Below are 18,367 nucleotides of genomic sequence, written 5' to 3'. Positions count from 1 at the left end.
CATGCCACTGCCTCTTTACAGAACCATCTCTGAGCCCAAGTGTGTAGAAGGAAACGCAGGGCTCTGGTACGACAAGTTCTGCGACATGTGGAACGATGATTTCAACAGCCTGGGGGATAACGGCAAGAAGGAGTGGATCAGGACTGTTGTGAGGAATGTGGGAGATGAGGCTCTCCTCAGGGAGATCAAGGAGCGTGTGATCTCCCTGATCTCAAATTCGGGCGGAAAGGCCATGCTCTTCAGGACCACCGCGCCGTTCGTCACAGGCCTCGGGAGGAGCCATCCTGTGGAGAACGGCTTCGCGTGGCACCACACGCTCGGCATCCCGTACCTTCCTGGCTCATCTGTTAAGGGAATTGTGAGGGGCTGGGCGCGGCTGTGGAGGAATCTGGACAACGGGGAGATCCGCAGGATCTTCGGACCGGATGGCGCAGGCAGTGTGGGATCCGTTATCTTCCTGGACGCCCTGCCGGTCAGACCTGTGGAGCTGAAGGCGGAGATAATGACGCCTCACTACGGGCCGTACTACAGAGGTGATAAACCTCCAGAGGGCTGGCCTGCTGACTGGCACAGCCCTGTGCCGATACCGTTCCTCGCTGTCGCTGAGGGCCAGGAGTTCCTCTTTGGGGTGATTCCGAGAAAAGAAGCCACTCAGGACTGCGAGAAGGTGATCGGATGGCTCAAAGAGGCGCTGCAGGAGATCGGCGCGGGCGCAAAGACCGCAGTCGGATACGGCAGGTTCGCCTGCATCGAAGCAGAGACCCCAGAGGAAGCGGCGCCAGAGCCCATGACACCGGGGCGCGAGTGGCTGGAGAAGCTCGCCGAAGAAATGGGAAAGAGCGTGGAGGATTTCGCTAAAGAGTGCCCAAAAGTGCTCGCTGACAGGTGGAATGCGATCGAGAATGATGAGCTCAAAGGGATGGTCCGGCAGGAGATCATGCAGATATACCAATGCATGAATCTCTGGGAAGACGCGCCCTCAAAGAGCATGCGAAAGACTCTGGATCGTTACAAGGCCTGGAGATGAAAGGATGAAAGCGATGCTCTGTCTTATCAGCGAGCAGCATGTTCCGAACCTGCTGGGCGTTCACGAGCTGCGGCCGGATCTCCTCGTGCTGCTTGAGACCGAGGGGATGAAAAGGAGGGAGGCTGCAAACAGATTCCTGAAAGCCCTTGCGATCGGAGGTCAGGATTACCTAACAAGAAATGAGATCGTGCCGCTGGAGGATGGTGACTCAATAGAGGAGACTGAGAGGGCGCTGAAAGGGGTCTATGAGAGATACAGAGATGCGGAGTGGATCGTGAACATCACAGGCGGCACGAAGCCGATGAGCATAGGAGCATACGGGTTTTTCAGGCAAAAGAAGAATGCCAGGATAATCTATGTCTCCGCGTCTGACCAGTCGAGGGCGCTGGACTTCTCGGGTGGAGCGGACATACCTCTGAGCCACAGGATATCTGTGGCTGAGTTCCTCGCAGGCTATGGGTTTGATGTGCTCCATTACGACAAGGTCCAGGAGAACGAGGAGCGGAGCAGGAGGTGGCTTGGTCTTGCAGCAGAGATCGCGGCGAGGAGCCAGAATGGCGCCATTCTCGGGCTTCTCGCGAATTTATCGAGGATATCGAAAGAGCGGAGGGGCAGGTACAGGGGACTCAAGATCTCAGAATCAGATGGTCTATTTCTGAACGATGGTCATCTGCGTGAGATGATCGCTTCGAGCTTTGGTCTGGCATGTGATGGTGGGCACTTCACAGGCGCCCTGGATAAATACGCTGTCAGGTTCCTCACAGGCGGCTGGCTTGAGGTCTTCACATGGGGGTTGCTGAGGGGGCTTGATCGTGTCTGGGATGTGCATCTCGGTTTGCAGATTGGAATGAAGAACGAGAAGCTCCAGAACGATCTGGATGTTGTGTTCATGACAGATCAGTCCCTCAGGATCGTGGAGTGCAAGAGCGGCGGGCAGGAGCACGACAGGGAGGGGAGTGATACGCTGTACAAGATTGAGGCGATACGGAAGCAGCTCGGAGCACTTCGTGTTCGATCCTATCTTGTCACGACCTCTGATAACGTGATCGATTCCGAGACCGGTAATATCAAGGAGCATCTGGAGGACAGATCGAGGCTCTATGAGTGCAACATTGTGAAGCCTGAAGATGTTCGCAGTCTTGCGCAGATGTACCTCGCAGGTGACGTGCGGCTGAACGCGAGGGTTGCGCAGGTCTTCAACATACGGCAGGCGGTTTGATGGAGAGCGTTGTCTTCTACCACATCGGGGTCGAGTCGCCGATCGCGCCGGATGAACCGCTGCCGCCGCTGCCGCCCATCCCGCGGGGTGCGCTTGTCGTCGTGGAGGGGCGGGCGCCGATCTGGAGATACGGTCTCGCCCTTCATCGCCTCCACGGCTCTCCCGCGGGGGCGATCGCGGTTTTTGACCCCCGACTCGGCGCGGTCGTCGTCGCGTCGCACACACCTGCGTACAGGCCCGGGCAGGTGGTCGATGTGACGCCGCCTTAGCCGCGCGTTCGTTTCAATCCTTGTTTTCCTGGAACTCGCTCTTCGACAAGGAAGGCAAGGAAGTACAACATCCCCAGTATAGAAAGTTTCAATCCTTGTTTTCCTGGAACTCGCTCTTCGACGTCATAATGATATCATGAGGTGAAAAAAGATGCTGCTGTTTCAATCCTTGTTTTCCTGGAACTCGCTCTTCGACCAGCAGGACCGCGGAGCATCACGAAGAGATATGGGCGTTTCAATCCTTGTTTTCCTGGAACTCGCTCTTCGACTTCAGGCAGTAGTGAAGAACGGTCAGGTTGTCGAGGGTTTCAATCCTTGTTTTCCTGGAACTCGCTCTTCGACATTTCGACAACCCGTGCAGTGCGTGGAGATACGCAGGTTTCAATCCTTGTTTTCCTGGAACTCGCTCTTCGACTTGTAGATACCGGTATTGATTTCGCGTTTTGTGTGACAGTTTCAATCCTTGTTTTCCTGGAACTCGCTCTTCGACTCCAGGGCTCCCCCGCGCCACGAATTTCGAATGGCGGTTTCAATCCTTGTTTTCCTGGAACTCGCTCTTCGACCTTGTTTCTGTAATCAACACGCAACACGTCTGTATGATGTTTCAATCCTTGTTTTCCTGGAACTCGCTCTTCGACCAGATAGCGATGCTATCGCGTCGCGCATCCGATTCATAGTTTCAATCCTTGTTTTCCTGGAACTCGCTCTTCGACCAGAACTGAATGAGCAGATTTGTCCACCCGATTGTGTCCGGTTTCAATCCTTGTTTTCCTGGAACTCGCTCTTCGACTTTTTTTTTTTCCTAAATTGTGTTTCAATCCTTGTTTTCCTGGAACTCGCTCTTCGACGTTGGAGGTTCACTGGGCACGCTGACAACGTTTTCGAGTTTCAATCCTTGTTTTCCTGGAACTCGCTCTTCGACCAGCCCCCGAGACCCGCTGGCTCAGGGCTGTGTAGTTTCAATCCTTGTTTTCCTGGAACTCGCTCTTCGACACAAGCATGTCGCCGACATGATATCGAAGGCAGCGTGTTTCAATCCTTGTTTTCCTGGAACTCGCTCTTCGACTCGAATTGCTTTGATGATGCAGAAGCGCTGGATGCAGTTTCAATCCTTGTTTTCCTGGAACTCGCTCTTCGACTGTAATTCTCCCGAGTCTCCCGAGAGGGAAATATAGTTTCAATCCTTGTTTTCCTGGAACTCGCTCTTCGACCCCTCGTCATCGAGTGTCTTTTTTATCCACTCGATGGTTTCAATCCTTGTTTTCCTGGAACTCGCTCTTCGACATGACGTATACGTATATTATGGGGCGTATCCCCAGGAGGTTTCAATCCTTGTTTTCCTGGAACTCGCTCTTCGACTCCGGCTTCAAGTGTGTACGATACACATTAAATGCGAGTTTCAATCCTTGTTTTCCTGGAACTCGCTCTTCGACAATTCCCGATGTACCATATACGGTGAATTCATTCGGGGTTTCAATCCTTGTTTTCCTGGAACTCGCTCTTCGACGGATGAGCGCCTTCAGCCCATCCTGGGCTGGAATTTGTTTCAATCCTTGTTTTCCTGGAACTCGCTCTTCGACAAAATAGTTACGAGCGCTCAAAGACCAGAGCGTTCGGTTTCAATCCTTGTTTTCCTGGAACTCGCTCTTCGACAATGCCGACGGCGTTGAACACATCCTAATAAGGAGTTTCAATCCTTGTTTTCCTGGAACTCGCTCTTCGACTCAATCCTCGATCTTCGATCTGTGGAGATTTGCAAGGAGTTTCAATCCTTGTTTTCCTGGAACTCGCTCTTCGACATCTTCATCCTTTCAGAATACGTTCGTATCAATCGTGTTTCAATCCTTGTTTTCCTGGAACTCGCTCTTCGACATCGAAAGATGTGTTGGTTGGATACAAAAGTCAAGTGTTTCAATCCTTGTTTTCCTGGAACTCGCTCTTCGACCTGAGACCGAGTTCCGTACAGATCTTAAAGTTGTTCGGTTTCAATCCTTGTTTTCCTGGAACTCGCTCTTCGACCCGGATGTTGCGACCGTTCCTCCTGCATCAGAGATGTTTCAATCCTTGTTTTCCTGGAACTCGCTCTTCGACGCTTGGGATTATTTTTAGAACATGCGCATTTTATGCGGTTTCAATCCTTGTTTTCCTGGAACTCGCTCTTCGACCGGGCCTCTATTTACCATATAGACTTTCATTGTATAGTTTCAATCCTTGTTTTCCTGGAACTCGCTCTTCGACGCTTCATTCCATCCGCTGATCGCTTGAACGTATCCCGGTTTCAATCCTTGTTTTCCTGGAACTCGCTCTTCGACTATATGCGAGATTGTTCTTCTTACAGTATTCAACAGTTTCAATCCTTGTTTTCCTGGAACTCGCTCTTCGACCCATATTATGCTCTGTATTATATAATGAAGGTGTCAGTTTCAATCCTTGTTTTCCTGGAACTCGCTCTTCGACGCAGACTGGAGAGCTTGTCGCAAAGTCTGCTGGAGAGTTTCAATCCTTGTTTTCCTGGAACTCGCTCTTCGACACGTGGATCGTGACACCCCCCATCGTAGCAGAAAGGTTTCAATCCTTGTTTTCCTGGAACTCGCTCTTCGACACTGAATGGTCGCCGTCGCAGGTGGAGCCAGGCGGAGTTTCAATCCTTGTTTTCCTGGAACTCGCTCTTCGACGACACACAGCATATGCCTGGCGAATGCCCTGACGAGTTTCAATCCTTGTTTTCCTGGAACTCGCTCTTCGACGAGAGTGTTGAGAGGGTTTCTTCCAGAAGTCTCCATAGTTTCAATCCTTGTTTTCCTGGAACTCGCTCTTCGACTTCGTGATTCTGTTGTGATGCATGCTGGAAAATTGCGTTTCAATCCTTGTTTTCCTGGAACTCGCTCTTCGACAATGAATGAGTTCCTGATCATGGTCGAAGATTCTGTGTTTCAATCCTTGTTTTCCTGGAACTCGCTCTTCGACCGCTTTTTCATTATTCGAAAACCTATCGCTGTGGGCGGTTTCAATCCTTGTTTTCCTGGAACTCGCTCTTCGACTCCTCCTCCTTCGACATGTCAAATTTAGTCCAGGTCAGTTTCAATCCTTGTTTTCCTGGAACTCGCTCTTCGACTTGGTAATGATTATCCGTTGCAAGTTGTCGGAGACATGTTTCAATCCTTGTTTTCCTGGAACTCGCTCTTCGACCTGGCTGGAGCCGCTGGCCTTCAAATAAATCTAAATAGTTTCAATCCTTGTTTTCCTGGAACTCGCTCTTCGACTATATTTTTTTGATATCACTTATGCTCAGAGAATTCGGTTTCAATCCTTGTTTTCCTGGAACTCGCTCTTCGACTCGGAACGGTCATGAGCTCCGTTATCCTCTGCGCGTGTTTCAATCCTTGTTTTCCTGGAACTCGCTCTTCGACTCGTTGCTGGCGTGCGCAGCGAAATAGAAGATTGTGTTTCAATCCTTGTTTTCCTGGAACTCGCTCTTCGACCTTTCACGACCATACCGGTACGTGGACCGGAACATAAGTTTCAATCCTTGTTTTCCTGGAACTCGCTCTTCGACCTCCCGCCTGAAGAAGGCATCTCGTGCTTTGCGCTCGTTTCAATCCTTGTTTTCCTGGAACTCGCTCTTCGACCCTGAGCACTTCTTTGTCGAGCCGCTGCATTAGGTGTTTCAATCCTTGTTTTCCTGGAACTCGCTCTTCGACCTTTATATACCAATAATGCGTATATGGTATTTGGAGGGTTTCAATCCTTGTTTTCCTGGAACTCGCTCTTCGACACCAAAAGGAGTATTTAGGCTACCTAGCCGTGATGTTTCAATCCTTGTTTTCCTGGAACTCGCTCTTCGACTCCTCCTCCTTCGACATGTCAAATTTAGTCCAGGTCAGTTTCAATCCTTGTTTTCCTGGAACTCGCTCTTCGACTTGGTAATGATTATCCGTTGCAAGTTGTCGGAGACATGTTTCAATCCTTGTTTTCCTGGAACTCGCTCTTCGACCTGGCTGGAGCCGCTGGCCTTCAAATAAATCTAAATAGTTTCAATCCTTGTTTTCCTGGAACTCGCTCTTCGACCCGTGGAGGAGAAAAAAATGACAGCACCAGAACCAAAGTTTCAATCCTTGTTTTCCTGGAACTCGCTCTTCGACTCCCAGAAGATCCGACTCTCATCTGAATCAAGTCGGGTTTCAATCCTTGTTTTCCTGGAACTCGCTCTTCGACCACGTCGCAGTTTAGCCGTCCTCTCACCTCCTCGAGTTTCAATCCTTGTTTTCCTGGAACTCGCTCTTCGACTCCAGATACTAGAGCGTCTCTGACATTGAGCGAGATGTTTCAATCCTTGTTTTCCTGGAACTCGCTCTTCGACTCCCGGGAATTATCGGGTAGGAGAACGTGAATGACGGTTTCAATCCTTGTTTTCCTGGAACTCGCTCTTCGACGCGGGTGAAGCGCCGCAGTCGGTACATGTTCGTGAGTTTCAATCCTTGTTTTCCTGGAACTCGCTCTTCGACATCAGATAGTGATCCGATATGCCCAGGGGCAAATCGTTTCAATCCTTGTTTTCCTGGAACTCGCTCTTCGACAGGATGCGAGGGCTGCTCACCAGTACCCGATGAGGGTTTCAATCCTTGTTTTCCTGGAACTCGCTCTTCGACCAGGAGGAGGCGCTGTCGGGCCAGAACAAGACCGCTAAGCTGTGTTTCAATCCTTGTTTTCCTGGAACTCGCTCTTCGACACCGAGCCGATCACCGATGCGATCATGACATCTTTGTTTCAATCCTTGTTTTCCTGGAACTCGCTCTTCGACATCATTCCACCGGGACAGGAGAAGTACCTGGAACTTGTTTCAATCCTTGTTTTCCTGGAACTCGCTCTTCGACCTGAGACAGTATGGAACGACGAGAACTGGGAGGCGGTTTCAATCCTTGTTTTCCTGGAACTCGCTCTTCGACTACGGCATTTTTTTTCACGCTAGCCGTATGGCGTAGGAGTTTCAATCCTTGTTTTCCTGGAACTCGCTCTTCGACTTGGGACGGCGAGGACTATCTCGCCGTTAACCGAGAGTTTCAATCCTTGTTTTCCTGGAACTCGCTCTTCGACTTGATTTGCCCCATTAATACGAGTTACAATTCTTGTTTCAATCCTTGTTTTCCTGGAACTCGCTCTTCGACACTATATCTACTTGCGCCGCAAGCGACGCTAGTAGATGTTTCAATCCTTGTTTTCCTGGAACTCGCTCTTCGACATCGTAAGGCTTAACCAGGCTGGATAAGGATTTAATGTTTCAATCCTTGTTTTCCTGGAACTCGCTCTTCGACTCTAATGAAAGCTCTTGGTTATTCTGATGACGCCAGTTTCAATCCTTGTTTTCCTGGAACTCGCTCTTCGACAAGTAAATGCTGGATCTTCCAGACAAAGGAGTAGTGTTTCAATCCTTGTTTTCCTGGAACTCGCTCTTCGACCGGCCAGATCTACAGGAATCGCTCGGATGAGTTCATGTTTCAATCCTTGTTTTCCTGGAACTCGCTCTTCGACGCGGCGAGTATTGCTCAGAGGTAAGATCGCTGCTGGGTTTCAATCCTTGTTTTCCTGGAACTCGCTCTTCGACTTGATGATGTTGGTATCGTGAGATTGTGCGCGCGACAAAAAACGAGTTTCAATCCTTGTTTTCCTGGAACTCGCTCTTCGACCTCGACATACACCGCTTGGTTTGAGTCAAAATCGTCGGGTTTCAATCCTTGTTTTCCTGGAACTCGCTCTTCGACCCTGGAGTGTACTTGCTCCGCAGGTCTCCTGATACCTGTTTCAATCCTTGTTTTCCTGGAACTCGCTCTTCGACCAGGTTCACCTTCGCCGGCTTTGAGCAGCAGGCAGTGTTTCAATCCTTGTTTTCCTGGAACTCGCTCTTCGACTCCTCGGCCCGAGCGCGTTTCCGCTCGAGAATGGAGTTTCAATCCTTGTTTTCCTGGAACTCGCTCTTCGACAACTGAAAGATACACTCAGCGGGGTCTGGGATTTCCGTTTCAATCCTTGTTTTCCTGGAACTCGCTCTTCGACTCGAAACGACCGAGGTGAACTGGTATCAGTTCATCTGTTTCAATCCTTGTTTTCCTGGAACTCGCTCTTCGACTTCGTGAGGTGCTCAGAGTGCGGGAAGGAATTGTAGTTTCAATCCTTGTTTTCCTGGAACTCGCTCTTCGACAGCAGAAGCTCCAGCCAGCGAATAAAGGGCTAGGAGGGTTTCAATCCTTGTTTTCCTGGAACTCGCTCTTCGACTCTACAACAACAAATTTGCCGACAAGGAAATCAGTTGTTTCAATCCTTGTTTTCCTGGAACTCGCTCTTCGACTCTTCTATCGAAACGTCACTGAGCACCATCAACAGGGTTTCAATCCTTGTTTTCCTGGAACTCGCTCTTCGACGAGAGTCGAAAATCTCACCAGTTATGAGATTAATCATCGTTTCAATCCTTGTTTTCCTGGAACTCGCTCTTCGACAGCACCTCACGAAGAGGTGCTCATGGCAAAGTTCGCAGGTTTCAATCCTTGTTTTCCTGGAACTCGCTCTTCGACCACCCATGACAAGCATGTTTGTCTTGGTAATTTGGAGTTTCAATCCTTGTTTTCCTGGAACTCGCTCTTCGACACGGCGAGATAGTTCTCGCCGTGCCAGAGCCAGAAGAGTTTCAATCCTTGTTTTCCTGGAACTCGCTCTTCGACCTCTTATATCCGTGGAGGTGTAGATATGCAGCTACATAGTTTCAATCCTTGTTTTCCTGGAACTCGCTCTTCGACGCTTGAACTCGTTTTCAAAGGGGGATTTATTGTGGTTTCAATCCTTGTTTTCCTGGAACTCGCTCTTCGACTTTGAAAAAGCCAGTCCTCCTGAGGAGGAGGACTGGGTTTCAATCCTTGTTTTCCTGGAACTCGCTCTTCGACAGTGTGAACATGCTCCTCTGCCCGGAGCATATGGTGTGTTTCAATCCTTGTTTTCCTGGAACTCGCTCTTCGACTAGTCGATGTTGAGACGAACGGTACGCTTAGTATACCGTTTCAATCCTTGTTTTCCTGGAACTCGCTCTTCGACCCCGTACCGGAAGTTCCTTATTATTCTAATCCGGAAAGTTTCAATCCTTGTTTTCCTGGAACTCGCTCTTCGACAGCGGCGATTTTTCGTTCTTTTTGGCAGATCTCCCCTTGGAGATCTCCTTTTCGAGGGGGTCTCTGGCATGAGTGGAATTTATCGAACCCTTTATAAATTCATTCCTCTCTGTAACTCCATCTCCGCAATCATCAAGCTTTCTTCGCCTGCCCTCCAGAGCCCCCACAGCCCCAAAGCCCCTTGAGACAGACTTCCCCAGACCCATCAGATCCGGAATGTGAAAGTTCGTCAGGAACTCGCATTTTATGCCGGTGACCATTACACCCTTCAAGATGCAGATCTCATCCCTCACCCTGCCAAGCTCAAGACGTATCTGCTCATCCACCGTGTATCCAAGACCTTTCGCAGCAGAGAGTATGTTCCCAACCAGGATCTTCCTCAGAATCTCTTTCCTCTCATACCAGGAAGCTGCATCCGCATAGCGCATGTAGTTCTCCTGGTTGAGGGCAAGCCAGGGAGTGACAAACCTGTACGCATGAAGCTCTCCAGCACACCCAAACCTCTCCCTCCGCAGGCATATATGCCGCTCAACAACAGAATAGCTCCGATCCCCAAGCCGGATCTCGCCGAACTTATCGTATACATCCCTGAGAACATCCGCGCCCTCGTTTATCCCCAGGATGACCGGAACACCCTGGATTATCTTGTACTGTATGAGCGGATACCTGTAGATCAGTCTGTCAGTGAAATGATGATGCAGAAGCATCTGATCATTGAAGCTCGTGGCAAAGAAGCCGCGCAGCTTCGCAGCATCCTCCTTAACATGCGAATCAGAGCGCAGTCTCAGCCGCAGAATCCTTAGATCCATAGCACCTCAGATTATCATAGATCCCTCGCCAGCATCCTCCACCCTGAAGCCGGTCTCTGGATCGTAGTAGTGAGGGAGTTCGTCCATCGATATGTAGCCAGTGCCCTGATTCTCCACGACAAGATCCGCAGCGAGTCTCCTCGGAAGGGAGATCATGTAATCGCTCAGTGCGTTTCTAAGTCTCAGGTATCTCCTTCTCCTCTCCCAGAGATCCCTCTCGGATCTGAGATCTCTGTAAGCCTGCCAGACATCAGAGGCCCTCTCATCCGTCTCCACAAAAACATCCACCCTGGGCTCATCCTCCTCTATCAGCCTGAAGCTCTCCCCGAGATCTCCAAACTCCAGGCCTGATAGCATGCTCATGCACCTCCTGGAGGTCTCATCGCTCATGCCGCTCCTCACCACCCTGAAGTACCTGCTGTTCAGCTCCAGTATCTCCCTTTCCTCTATGCATTCTCCGCACGACCTCAATATGTCAAGTGTTTTTGAGATAAGAAAACCATCGTAGATGTACCTGCACAGCTCCCTCCGCTCATCCCTGAGGATGACAACTGAGACCCGCCCCCTGCCCTTCGAGAGGTTCCTGTTGCACCTTCCCGCGACCTGATTTATCGAGTCGAGGGGCGCGAGATCCCTGAACACGATATCAGCATCGATATCAACACCCGCCTCTATGAGCTGCGTGCTCACTGTGATCTTCCTGCGCCCTCCACGCTCATCTCTGATCCTGCGTATGCGATCCCTTCTATCCCTGGGAACGACATGCGTGGAGAGGTAAAACAGCTCTGTATCCCTCAGATCAAGAGCTTTTATGGCGCTGTACACATTCCTGGCTGAGCGGATGGTGTTGAGCACGATGAGAAAATCCTTCTCCGGGTTATTGTGAATCTCCCCCTCCAGAAGAGCCTCAAATTCCTCCAGGCTCATGGGAGCATCGATCATGGGGCGCAGCTCAACCCTGTTGAGCGCTCTGAAGTACCGCTCCTTATCGCTCACAGCCTCCCTGATCTCGCCGCTCTCCTCAGAGAAGATCAGCGGCTGGGTCGCGGTGACGAGTATCAGATAGCTGTTGAACTTCTCGCAGAGCATTTTCAGAGAATCATGCAGAAGATGCCAGTACCTGTGGGGCACAGCCTGAACTTCATCCATTATTATTATTGAATTTGCAATCCTGTTGAACTTGCGAAGCCTTCTGTTTCTGTTTGAGAATATCGTGTGGAAGAGCTGCCAGAACGTCGTAACCACGATCTCAGAGTTCCATCCCTCCATCAGCAGAAGGCTCACGTCAGACTCGAATTCCTCATCCCCTTTTGTGTATGTGATGTCGGAGAGATGATGGTGCTTCAGAAGCACGCTTGAGTCAGCCCTGATGCCCGCGCTTTCCAGCACATCCTCGAAGACATCGCATGTCTGATCGATTATGCTGAGAAACGGCAGAGCGTATACTATCCTGGGCATGACCCCACGTTCGTTCATCAGCCTTCTCCTGAGCCGCAGCGCCATCGCCAGGGATGTCAGCGTCTTGCCTGTACCTGTGGGCACGTTCAGCGATATTATCCTCTCATTGAGGTCCCATCCTGAGATCCGGCTGACTGCATCATGGTATATCTCGTTCCTCATTCCATTGATGCCATCTCTCCTCTCGGAGAACCCGCGCGCCTCCCTGTACCTGTCCACAAGATCTGGAGGAATATTCACCCTGCCCAGATCCACGCCCTCCAGCCCTGCATCTGTCTTGTCCGCATCCAGAAGCGCGGAGTACAGGAGCTGGGCCACGAAGTATGGCAGAACATCATTTCTCCTGCCGAGATTCCTGACAAGCGGCTTCTCACCCCTCAAATCCTTCAGAGCATCTCTGAGGATGTGGTCCAAAAGAGAATCAAGATCTATCTCAACCACACCGCCGAGAAGGGCGTTGAATATCTGCGCGCATTCGTTTCTGTCAAGACTGGAGACCTGCTCCTCGATCACAGATAGGACCCTCTCCCTCTCAGCGTAGATCGCCGAGATCTCATCCAGCGCGTTCGTCAGATCCCCGTGATGGCGCCTCACCGCGATGAATGAGACCAGGGGAAGTGCGCCGGGCATCTCGCATCCTCTCTTCCTCAGATGCTCCCTGACAATTGCGTACGTGAAGAGCGATGAGAGAAGACCATGCTTCGTGACATCTCTCGATCTCAGAGCCCGCCTCCTTTTCTCATCAGTCTCCCTCAGGTACTCCTGGAAGAAGCCCGTCGCCTTTCCGAGATCGTGTGTCGCTCCGATGATGTATGCGACATTCTTCAGAATCTCCGCATCATCGAGGTTCCGTGCGCTCTCAGCCACTGTCCTCCTGCACATCTCCCCGACGTTTCTGAGGTGATCCACCAGAAGCTTATCGGGATGGGATCTGAGTTTAAATGAAAACGACCCTCTCCCCATTATCCAGCTCCCACGCATCTCTTGTTCTGGCCCTGATGCTCCCTCCGTTCCTCTCGTAGAGCACCTCACTGTAATCCGTGACCTCCCGTCCCTCTCCAATAACGCAGGGCATGATCTCTGAGAAATACTCCCTGCCCTCCTCAAACTCCGGCGACTCCAGAAGAGATTTCAGAGGCACAACGCTGTTTATTTCCTGTAATCCATCACCGCATCTCCTCAAACCCAGCTCGCCGACGAATTTGAAGTTGCATACTAGCTGGCTCAGGCCCAGGCATGGTGTGTACACACATCTGTGATCCTCCAGCATATCCCTGAGATCCCGTGAGAAGCGATCGTCAGAATGGCTGAGATATATCCTGAACCTGGGATCCTTCAGAAACTCAAACCTGACCTGCGTCCTGTTATGGATCCTGTGCATGCTCCTCTTTGTGTCGATCAGGTTCTCGCCAACGCGCACCTTCTTCACAGGCTCCAGGATCCTGCAACCGATGCTTGCTTTATCCCTGGAAAAGTACCTGAAGTAACTCTCCTTGCTGAGCCCTGCTATGGCCCCGATGATTCCCGATATCGCTGTCCTTGGAGGAAAAGAGTACGTGAGGGGAGAGCTGGTTGTGTAGATCTTCCTGAAGTGCGCGTAATCCCCCCACACATCGAAGACCAGTACGCTATCCCGCATCGAGAACCTCTAGAACGCAATCGGATTTACCGCTATGCCAGTTGCTTCGTTCAGCTTCTCCATGGAGAACTCGGCGCCGTCCCTGACGAACCTGAGCTGCCTGTCGAAGCAGAGCTCAAGATCCCTGATCGAGTCCTTCTCAGCTTTGAGCCTGCTCACAAGCGCTGAGACATCGAGACAGAAATCCTCGGGCCCTCTGATCGCCTCGTGCTGCACATCCGATACCAGCTTTATCATCCTGTCCAGATCCCCGATGTGGTAGTTCGCCTTGCTGTAGTTGACCTTGAGCAGCAGCCTGGGCACCTGTCCTGCCTTCGTTCTCGATATCAAGCTCTTCGTCCCGTTCCACATGCCCTCGAGGAGCAGCCTCACATCCTCCTCTGTGAGAGCAGTGTGCTTCGCAGCATTCTCGTTTATTATGCCGTAGAAGAGTATCAGTGAGTAGGGGAGAACATACTCCTCGCGGAACGTCGCCTGCGTCATGCCCTCCTTCGAGGCGAATGCTCCTGTGCCCTTTATGTGCTTCAGGGCCACCCTGTGGAGCGAGCGCCCCATCTTGAACTGAACAGGTCCTGTATAGGTAATCGAATCCCCTTTGGATGATCCCTCACCCTCATCTTTTTGCTTGTTCTGTCTCCGTTTCTCTAGCGGAATCACACCGCCGAACAGCCTCACGTCGATGCACTCACTCAGAATCCTCTCCTGATCTTCCCCGAAATCCTTGGCCCTCCTCTTGGCGTCCTGGATGTACCCGTTCTCCTCATCATAGATTATCTCCCTCACGAATATCTCGAGCCCTTTGAAATTGTGGAGGTAATCTCTTATCGTCCTCTTGAGACGCACATCGGTTACCAGGTTCACCCCTGTCTCCTCATCCATGCGCGGTTTGTTCTCGTCCATCGGATCTCCATTCGGATTCCCATCTCTTATATCGTAGATGAACAGCAGCTCAGATCTGTTCGAGACTGTGCTCATGCTGTTTCCTCCGTCTTTTCCTTCTCTTTATCCACCCTGAAGAGCTCGTGCAGGTTCATACCGAGCACGAAGTAGAAGCTCAGCTCATCATCTGTCTCCTTCCACCCGCGGCCCGAAAGAACGAAATGCTCCGCTATGATCGCCTCGAGCTCCCTGTAGTAGTTCTTCTCATACTCCTCAAGCTTGTTCTGTATCTCCGGAAGAAGCCTCTTGATCAGGGCCTCGTTCATCTTGAGCCCATGCAGCTTTGTGTAGAACGGCTTTGCATTCTTCTCCATCCACTGGATGTTCAGCAGCTTCTGCACAAGCACGCCTTCCAGAAACGTTGCCTTCTTCGCATCGCTGTCAAAGAACTCCCTGTTCGCCTCGAAGAACCTCTCAACCCTCTTATCCAGAGGAAGTGCCTCGAGCTCCTCTCTTTTGAGAACAATTCCTGACATTCTGTCTACCTCAAGATCCTTCAGAAGATTCAGCTCCTTCAGATAATGAAGAAGCATGAATCCGTTGAGCGTGTTCATCAGCGTGGATCGCCCATGCACGAAATCATCTCTGATTCTCTTCATCATGAATGAGATCAGAAGATGGCGATCCACATACCTCCCCACGAATATCCTGTTGACAATTTCCAGAAACATCTTGTCGTGTGTAACGTTTCCTGACTCCCTGGGGAAGAACCGCCTCAGAACGCCAAAATCAAATATAAGCCTGCCTTTGTCTTCGGATAGCACCATCTCATTGTATATCCCGAAGGCACCTTCAACCCTCTCCTTGGCCTCGAACAGCCTTCTCAACCTGGATGGGAGAATGCCATCGATGTGAAGGAGTATCCTGTAAGCGGAGTTATCCTTTTTATAAAACATCAGGCTGTTGCTGAAGAAGTCCTTCTGATCCTTCACCATATCCAGGATCTCATCCTCGTCGTCGGTTATGCGGTTCCTGGTCTTCCGGCTCATCTTCAGTTCTTTCTTCATACCACTCAGAATATCCAGGATCTCCTGGTAGTCATCGCCGATTATGAGCTTGGGTATGAGAAGGTACCTGAAGCCGTAGAAGCTGAAGTCAAGGCTCTCCTCAATGTACTTCTTTCCCGCATCGAGATTTATCGCACAGTTTAAGCAGACGGGCGTGTTCTTCCATGCATCAGACTGCCTGAACCCGCCTGCTATGAATCCGGGCTTGTCGAATGTGTGGAACGGCCAGGGGATGGCGTATGCGTAAACCTCATCCTTTTGCTCCTTGCAGACAGAGCAGAGCGCATCCGTTCCTCTGGACTCGCCGCCGTATTTACGGAAGAACCGATCGCAGCTATTTTTGAGGAGAACGTTTCTGAACGCCGGATAATCCGCCAGGTATTTAAGATCACCATCCTTCACAAATCCAAGGGTTATTATGCAGTTCTCTCTCTGTTTGAGATGAGATCGCTTCTCCTGTAGCTCCTTAAAGATTTTATCTTTGTTTGAGAATAACACATTCTTTATATTTTTCAGCGTGGCTCTTTCTTCCCCGCTTAGATCTGAAGAATCAATGCCATCAAACCATCTCAGAAATTTTTTCTCGAATGTTTTCTCGATATCCTTTGCGATCTTGCATGTCGGGGTGGCATCGGTGGCATTCCCCTTCTTCCCCTTGTACAGGTATCTTCTGTAATCCTTGAGCTCCTCCAGCTCCACCCCTCTGTAGGAGAAATCTCCGTCCTTCTCCTCGAGTGTGACAACAAGAGCATGGTTGTAACCGCCATTGAGATTTGGATTCTCCACAATGTAATACAGGATATCCTCACAACCGCTCTGAGCATGCTCACCAATTCTTTGCTTACCAATTCTTGCTACTGCCTCGATCACACGGATCACCATGCATCAATCACATATGTTTCTGTACGTGCAGTCCACGCACCTGGCCTTCTGTTTCGTCCCTTCCGGATAGTAACCGTACTGAACTGTTCTAAGTATCTCATTTACTATCTCAAGAGCAGCATGATAATCCTTTCGCCGGAAAATCACCTCCTCCACATGGTGGTCGCTGCGAGTATAGCATATGAATCCCCGATTCACAGGGGCTCCAAAATGTTCCATTATTAGCAGCCCGTAAAGAGCGAGCTGGTATTTGTGTGTTCTGTGAACCACATCGTTGTACTCCGCATACTTGTAATCCATCGGGGCAGCTGTCCCGTCATCCAGAAAGAGAACCTCATCCACCTCCCCCTTTATCCGGTACCTGCGGGATGTCATATAAACAGCGACCTCCTTTCTCACGCACCTGAGCCTCTTTCTCACGTAGCTGGTGTTGACCTTCTCCCGGCTCTCGTGAAGTTCCCTGCCCCTCAGAACCTTGTAGTACCTCTCCTCCCTCTGTGGGATGTTGAGACAGTGCATGAAGAATATGAACCTGGGGCAGAAGAGGTATTCGATCACATCTGAGACTGTTATGAGCACATCCTGATCGAGCGATTCCTCGATACCATCCGCCTCCTAGAAGAACTTGGTCACAGTCATTCCGCTTACCAGCTCTCTATCAAACCCGGTCCCGATCAGCTTTATCTTATCGAAGCAGTCCTCGCACATCGGAAACACATAAACCGAGTCGGTGTCCTCTATGACAGACTCGCACTCGAGGGCCAGAGAATCTGACTCGTTCCGGTTCAGATCTCCGAGAAATGCGCTCTTTTGAACGCGGTACAAACCGTAGTTCTTGCATATCTTAGCGACCCTGCTTCTCGTCCTGTCATCCGATATATCGTATATCACCCAGACAAGCATCATCCCCCTCCACGGGGCAGGTATCACACCCTGACTCAATGACATTGAGATCATCTGCATCTGTGCTCTCTTCCACAGCACCTCTGATGAGATGGTTTGCTATCCTGTGGCATTCCATCTGGATGGTGTTCCTGATCTTGACATTGCGGCCCCGGTACTCCACGGTCTCGTCCAGCGCTTTGTTGATCATATCGATCAGAGCCGCTCGCCCCTCTCTGCTCAGAACGACCCCCTGCTTGACGGGCTCGAAGAACTCATCCCTGACCATCCGCCTGGTGAACATGTGCACAACAGGCTCATCGATATGGATCCTGAACATCTCTATTATATCGAAAACGAGGGATCTCTTGTTGTATGAGTCTGTATGCAGGAACCCTGCATATGGATCAAGCCCCGCGATTATGCATGCCTTCTCCACAATCGAGTAGAGCATGCCATAGCCGTAGTTCAGCATCGCATTGAACTCATCCCTTGCCGGATCCCTGCTCCTTCCCGTGAATTTGTACTTCTCAGGCATGATCAGAGATATCGCTCCGAAGTATGCCCTGGATGCCCTCCCCTCCAGACCGAGAATATCCTGTCTTCTCGATTCGACGGTGCCGCGAAGCCTGCGCATCTCCTCGAGAGAGCTTGAGATCTCCTCGATGTACCTTGTCAGTTCATCATTTCTCTCGCTCCGTGATTTTTTAAGCCTCTTTAGAAACTCTATCTGGTTCTCAAGTTTGCATGCACACCATTCCCTTACAAGGGCCAGCGCCTCTGGCCTTCCGTATATTTCAAGCTGTCGTCTCCTGATCAGGGTTGTGCTTCCCAGCTTCGGGTGCCAGATCCTCGCGTAAGGATCGCCCTTCGAGTCGAGAAATACTATATCTATATTATTATCTATCGCAAGCTTGATCGCGTCCGTTGTTATGTATGCAGCCGTGGCAATCAGAATGCTGCTGATCTTCTTGGCTGCGATCTCCAGGCATCTGTCCTCTCTCTTTACGACAAAACACTCACCGCTCTTACGTATGTACGATCCGTATGAGTTGACAACGAGCTGCATCCAGATCGATCCT

At 50.7% G+C, this 18,367-nt stretch carries 10 protein-coding genes, 1 pseudogene and 2 CRISPR repeat arrays; of the genes and pseudogenes, 3 read left to right on the top strand and 8 right to left on the bottom strand.

The genetic code is table 11. From position 1 onward, the window contains the following. Position 1 precedes the first annotated feature (1 nt). Genes cmr6 through crn3 form a run of 3 tightly spaced genes read left to right on the top strand, consistent with a single transcriptional unit; the run spans position 2 to position 2,515 of the window. Positions 2 to 1,027, top strand: coding sequence for a type III-B CRISPR module RAMP protein Cmr6 (gene cmr6 / locus MTHE_RS03310; protein ID WP_011695832.1), 1,026 nt, complete (start codon positions 2 to 4; stop codon positions 1,025 to 1,027). A gap of 4 nt (positions 1,028 to 1,031) precedes the next feature. After that, entirely contained in the window at positions 1,032 to 2,246 is a 1,215-nt protein-coding gene (locus MTHE_RS03305; protein ID WP_011695831.1) for a DUF1887 family protein, read from the top strand. Next, a complete protein-coding gene (crn3, locus tag MTHE_RS03300; protein ID WP_011695830.1) occupies positions 2,246 to 2,515 on the top strand; it encodes a CRISPR-associated ring nuclease Crn3/Csx3 in 270 nt (89 codons plus the stop codon). The genes MTHE_RS03305 and crn3 overlap by 1 nt, the downstream gene beginning before the upstream one ends. Positions 2,516 to 2,525: 10 nt before the next feature. Further along, positions 2,526 to 3,228: a CRISPR direct-repeat array (repeat unit 37 nt; unit sequence GTTTCAATCCTTGTTTTCCTGGAACTCGCTCTTCGAC). A gap of 97 nt (positions 3,229 to 3,325) precedes the next feature. Then, positions 3,326 to 9,669: direct repeats of the CRISPR family, unit length 37 nt; unit sequence GTTTCAATCCTTGTTTTCCTGGAACTCGCTCTTCGAC. 221 nt (positions 9,670 to 9,890) lie between these two features. On the opposite strand, the pseudogene MTHE_RS03295 reads toward crn3, so the two are convergent. From MTHE_RS03295 to cas1, 8 genes and pseudogenes are all read right to left on the bottom strand, one after another. Beyond that, positions 9,891 to 10,478, bottom strand: a pseudogene (locus MTHE_RS03295) (CRISPR-associated endonuclease Cas6); the annotation flags it as partial. Between the two features lie 6 nt (positions 10,479 to 10,484). After that, positions 10,485 to 12,845 (bottom strand): CRISPR-associated helicase Cas3', encoded by a 2,361-nt coding sequence (gene cas3 / locus MTHE_RS03290; RefSeq protein WP_232840894.1) that lies wholly within the window; start codon positions 12,843 to 12,845, stop codon positions 10,485 to 10,487. Positions 12,846 to 12,873: 28 nt separating this feature from the next. Continuing rightward, complete coding sequence (gene cas5b, locus MTHE_RS03285; protein WP_011695827.1) at positions 12,874 to 13,575, bottom strand: type I-B CRISPR-associated protein Cas5b; 702 nt, start codon at positions 13,573 to 13,575, stop codon at positions 12,874 to 12,876. Between the two features lie 9 nt (positions 13,576 to 13,584). Continuing rightward, the gene (gene cas7b / locus MTHE_RS03280) at positions 13,585 to 14,550 is read right to left on the bottom strand and encodes a type I-B CRISPR-associated protein Cas7/Csh2 (protein WP_011695826.1); all 966 of its coding nucleotides are present in this window, start codon (positions 14,548 to 14,550) and stop codon (positions 13,585 to 13,587) included. Continuing rightward, positions 14,547 to 16,403, bottom strand: a complete 1,857-nt coding sequence (locus tag MTHE_RS03275) for a TIGR02556 family CRISPR-associated protein (RefSeq protein ID WP_011695825.1) — start codon at positions 16,401 to 16,403, stop codon at positions 14,547 to 14,549. The genes cas7b and MTHE_RS03275 overlap by 4 nt, the downstream gene beginning before the upstream one ends. A gap of 3 nt (positions 16,404 to 16,406) precedes the next feature. After that, positions 16,407 to 16,982 carry a CRISPR-associated protein Cas4 gene (gene cas4, locus MTHE_RS03270; RefSeq protein ID WP_011695824.1) on the bottom strand — a complete coding sequence of 192 codons (576 nt, stop codon included), beginning with the start codon at positions 16,980 to 16,982 and terminating at the stop codon, positions 16,407 to 16,409. Positions 16,983 to 17,018: 36 nt separating this feature from the next. Next, positions 17,019 to 17,306: a CRISPR-associated endonuclease Cas2 gene (cas2, locus tag MTHE_RS03265; RefSeq protein ID WP_011695823.1), complete on the bottom strand. Its 288-nt coding sequence runs from the start codon at positions 17,304 to 17,306 to the stop codon at positions 17,019 to 17,021. Next, positions 17,272 to 18,354, bottom strand: coding sequence for a CRISPR-associated endonuclease Cas1 (gene cas1 / locus MTHE_RS03260; protein WP_175265736.1), 1,083 nt, complete (start codon positions 18,352 to 18,354; stop codon positions 17,272 to 17,274). The genes cas2 and cas1 overlap by 35 nt, the downstream gene beginning before the upstream one ends. Positions 18,355 to 18,367: the final 13 nt, after the last annotated feature.

This window comes from Methanothrix thermoacetophila PT, from assembly GCF_000014945.1.
In the GTDB taxonomy this organism is placed as follows: Archaea; Halobacteriota; Methanosarcinia; order Methanotrichales; family Methanotrichaceae; genus Methanothrix_B; species Methanothrix_B thermoacetophila.
Note: the sequence above shows the minus strand (reverse complement) of the source record. Positions and strands in the feature narration are given on the sequence as shown.

What these genes read in the sequence shown, in the direction of transcription:
- MTHE_RS03275 (WP_011695825.1), bottom strand. Translation starts at nt 16,403, where the DNA reads ATGGTGATCCGTGTGATCGAGGCAGTAGCAAGAATTGGTAAGCAAAGA.
- cas1 (WP_175265736.1), bottom strand. Translation starts at nt 18,354, where the DNA reads ATGCAGCTCGTTGTCAACTCATACGGATCGTACATACGTAAGAGCGGT.
- cas7b (WP_011695826.1), bottom strand. Translation starts at nt 14,550, where the DNA reads ATGAGCACAGTCTCGAACAGATCTGAGCTGCTGTTCATCTACGATATA.
- MTHE_RS03305 (WP_011695831.1), top strand. Translation starts at nt 1,032, where the DNA reads ATGAAAGCGATGCTCTGTCTTATCAGCGAGCAGCATGTTCCGAACCTG.
- crn3 (WP_011695830.1), top strand. Translation starts at nt 2,246, where the DNA reads ATGGAGAGCGTTGTCTTCTACCACATCGGGGTCGAGTCGCCGATCGCG.
- cas2 (WP_011695823.1), bottom strand. Translation starts at nt 17,306, where the DNA reads ATGCTTGTCTGGGTGATATACGATATATCGGATGACAGGACGAGAAGC.
- cas5b (WP_011695827.1), bottom strand. Translation starts at nt 13,575, where the DNA reads ATGCGGGATAGCGTACTGGTCTTCGATGTGTGGGGGGATTACGCGCAC.
- cmr6 (WP_011695832.1), top strand. Translation starts at nt 2, where the DNA reads ATGCCACTGCCTCTTTACAGAACCATCTCTGAGCCCAAGTGTGTAGAA.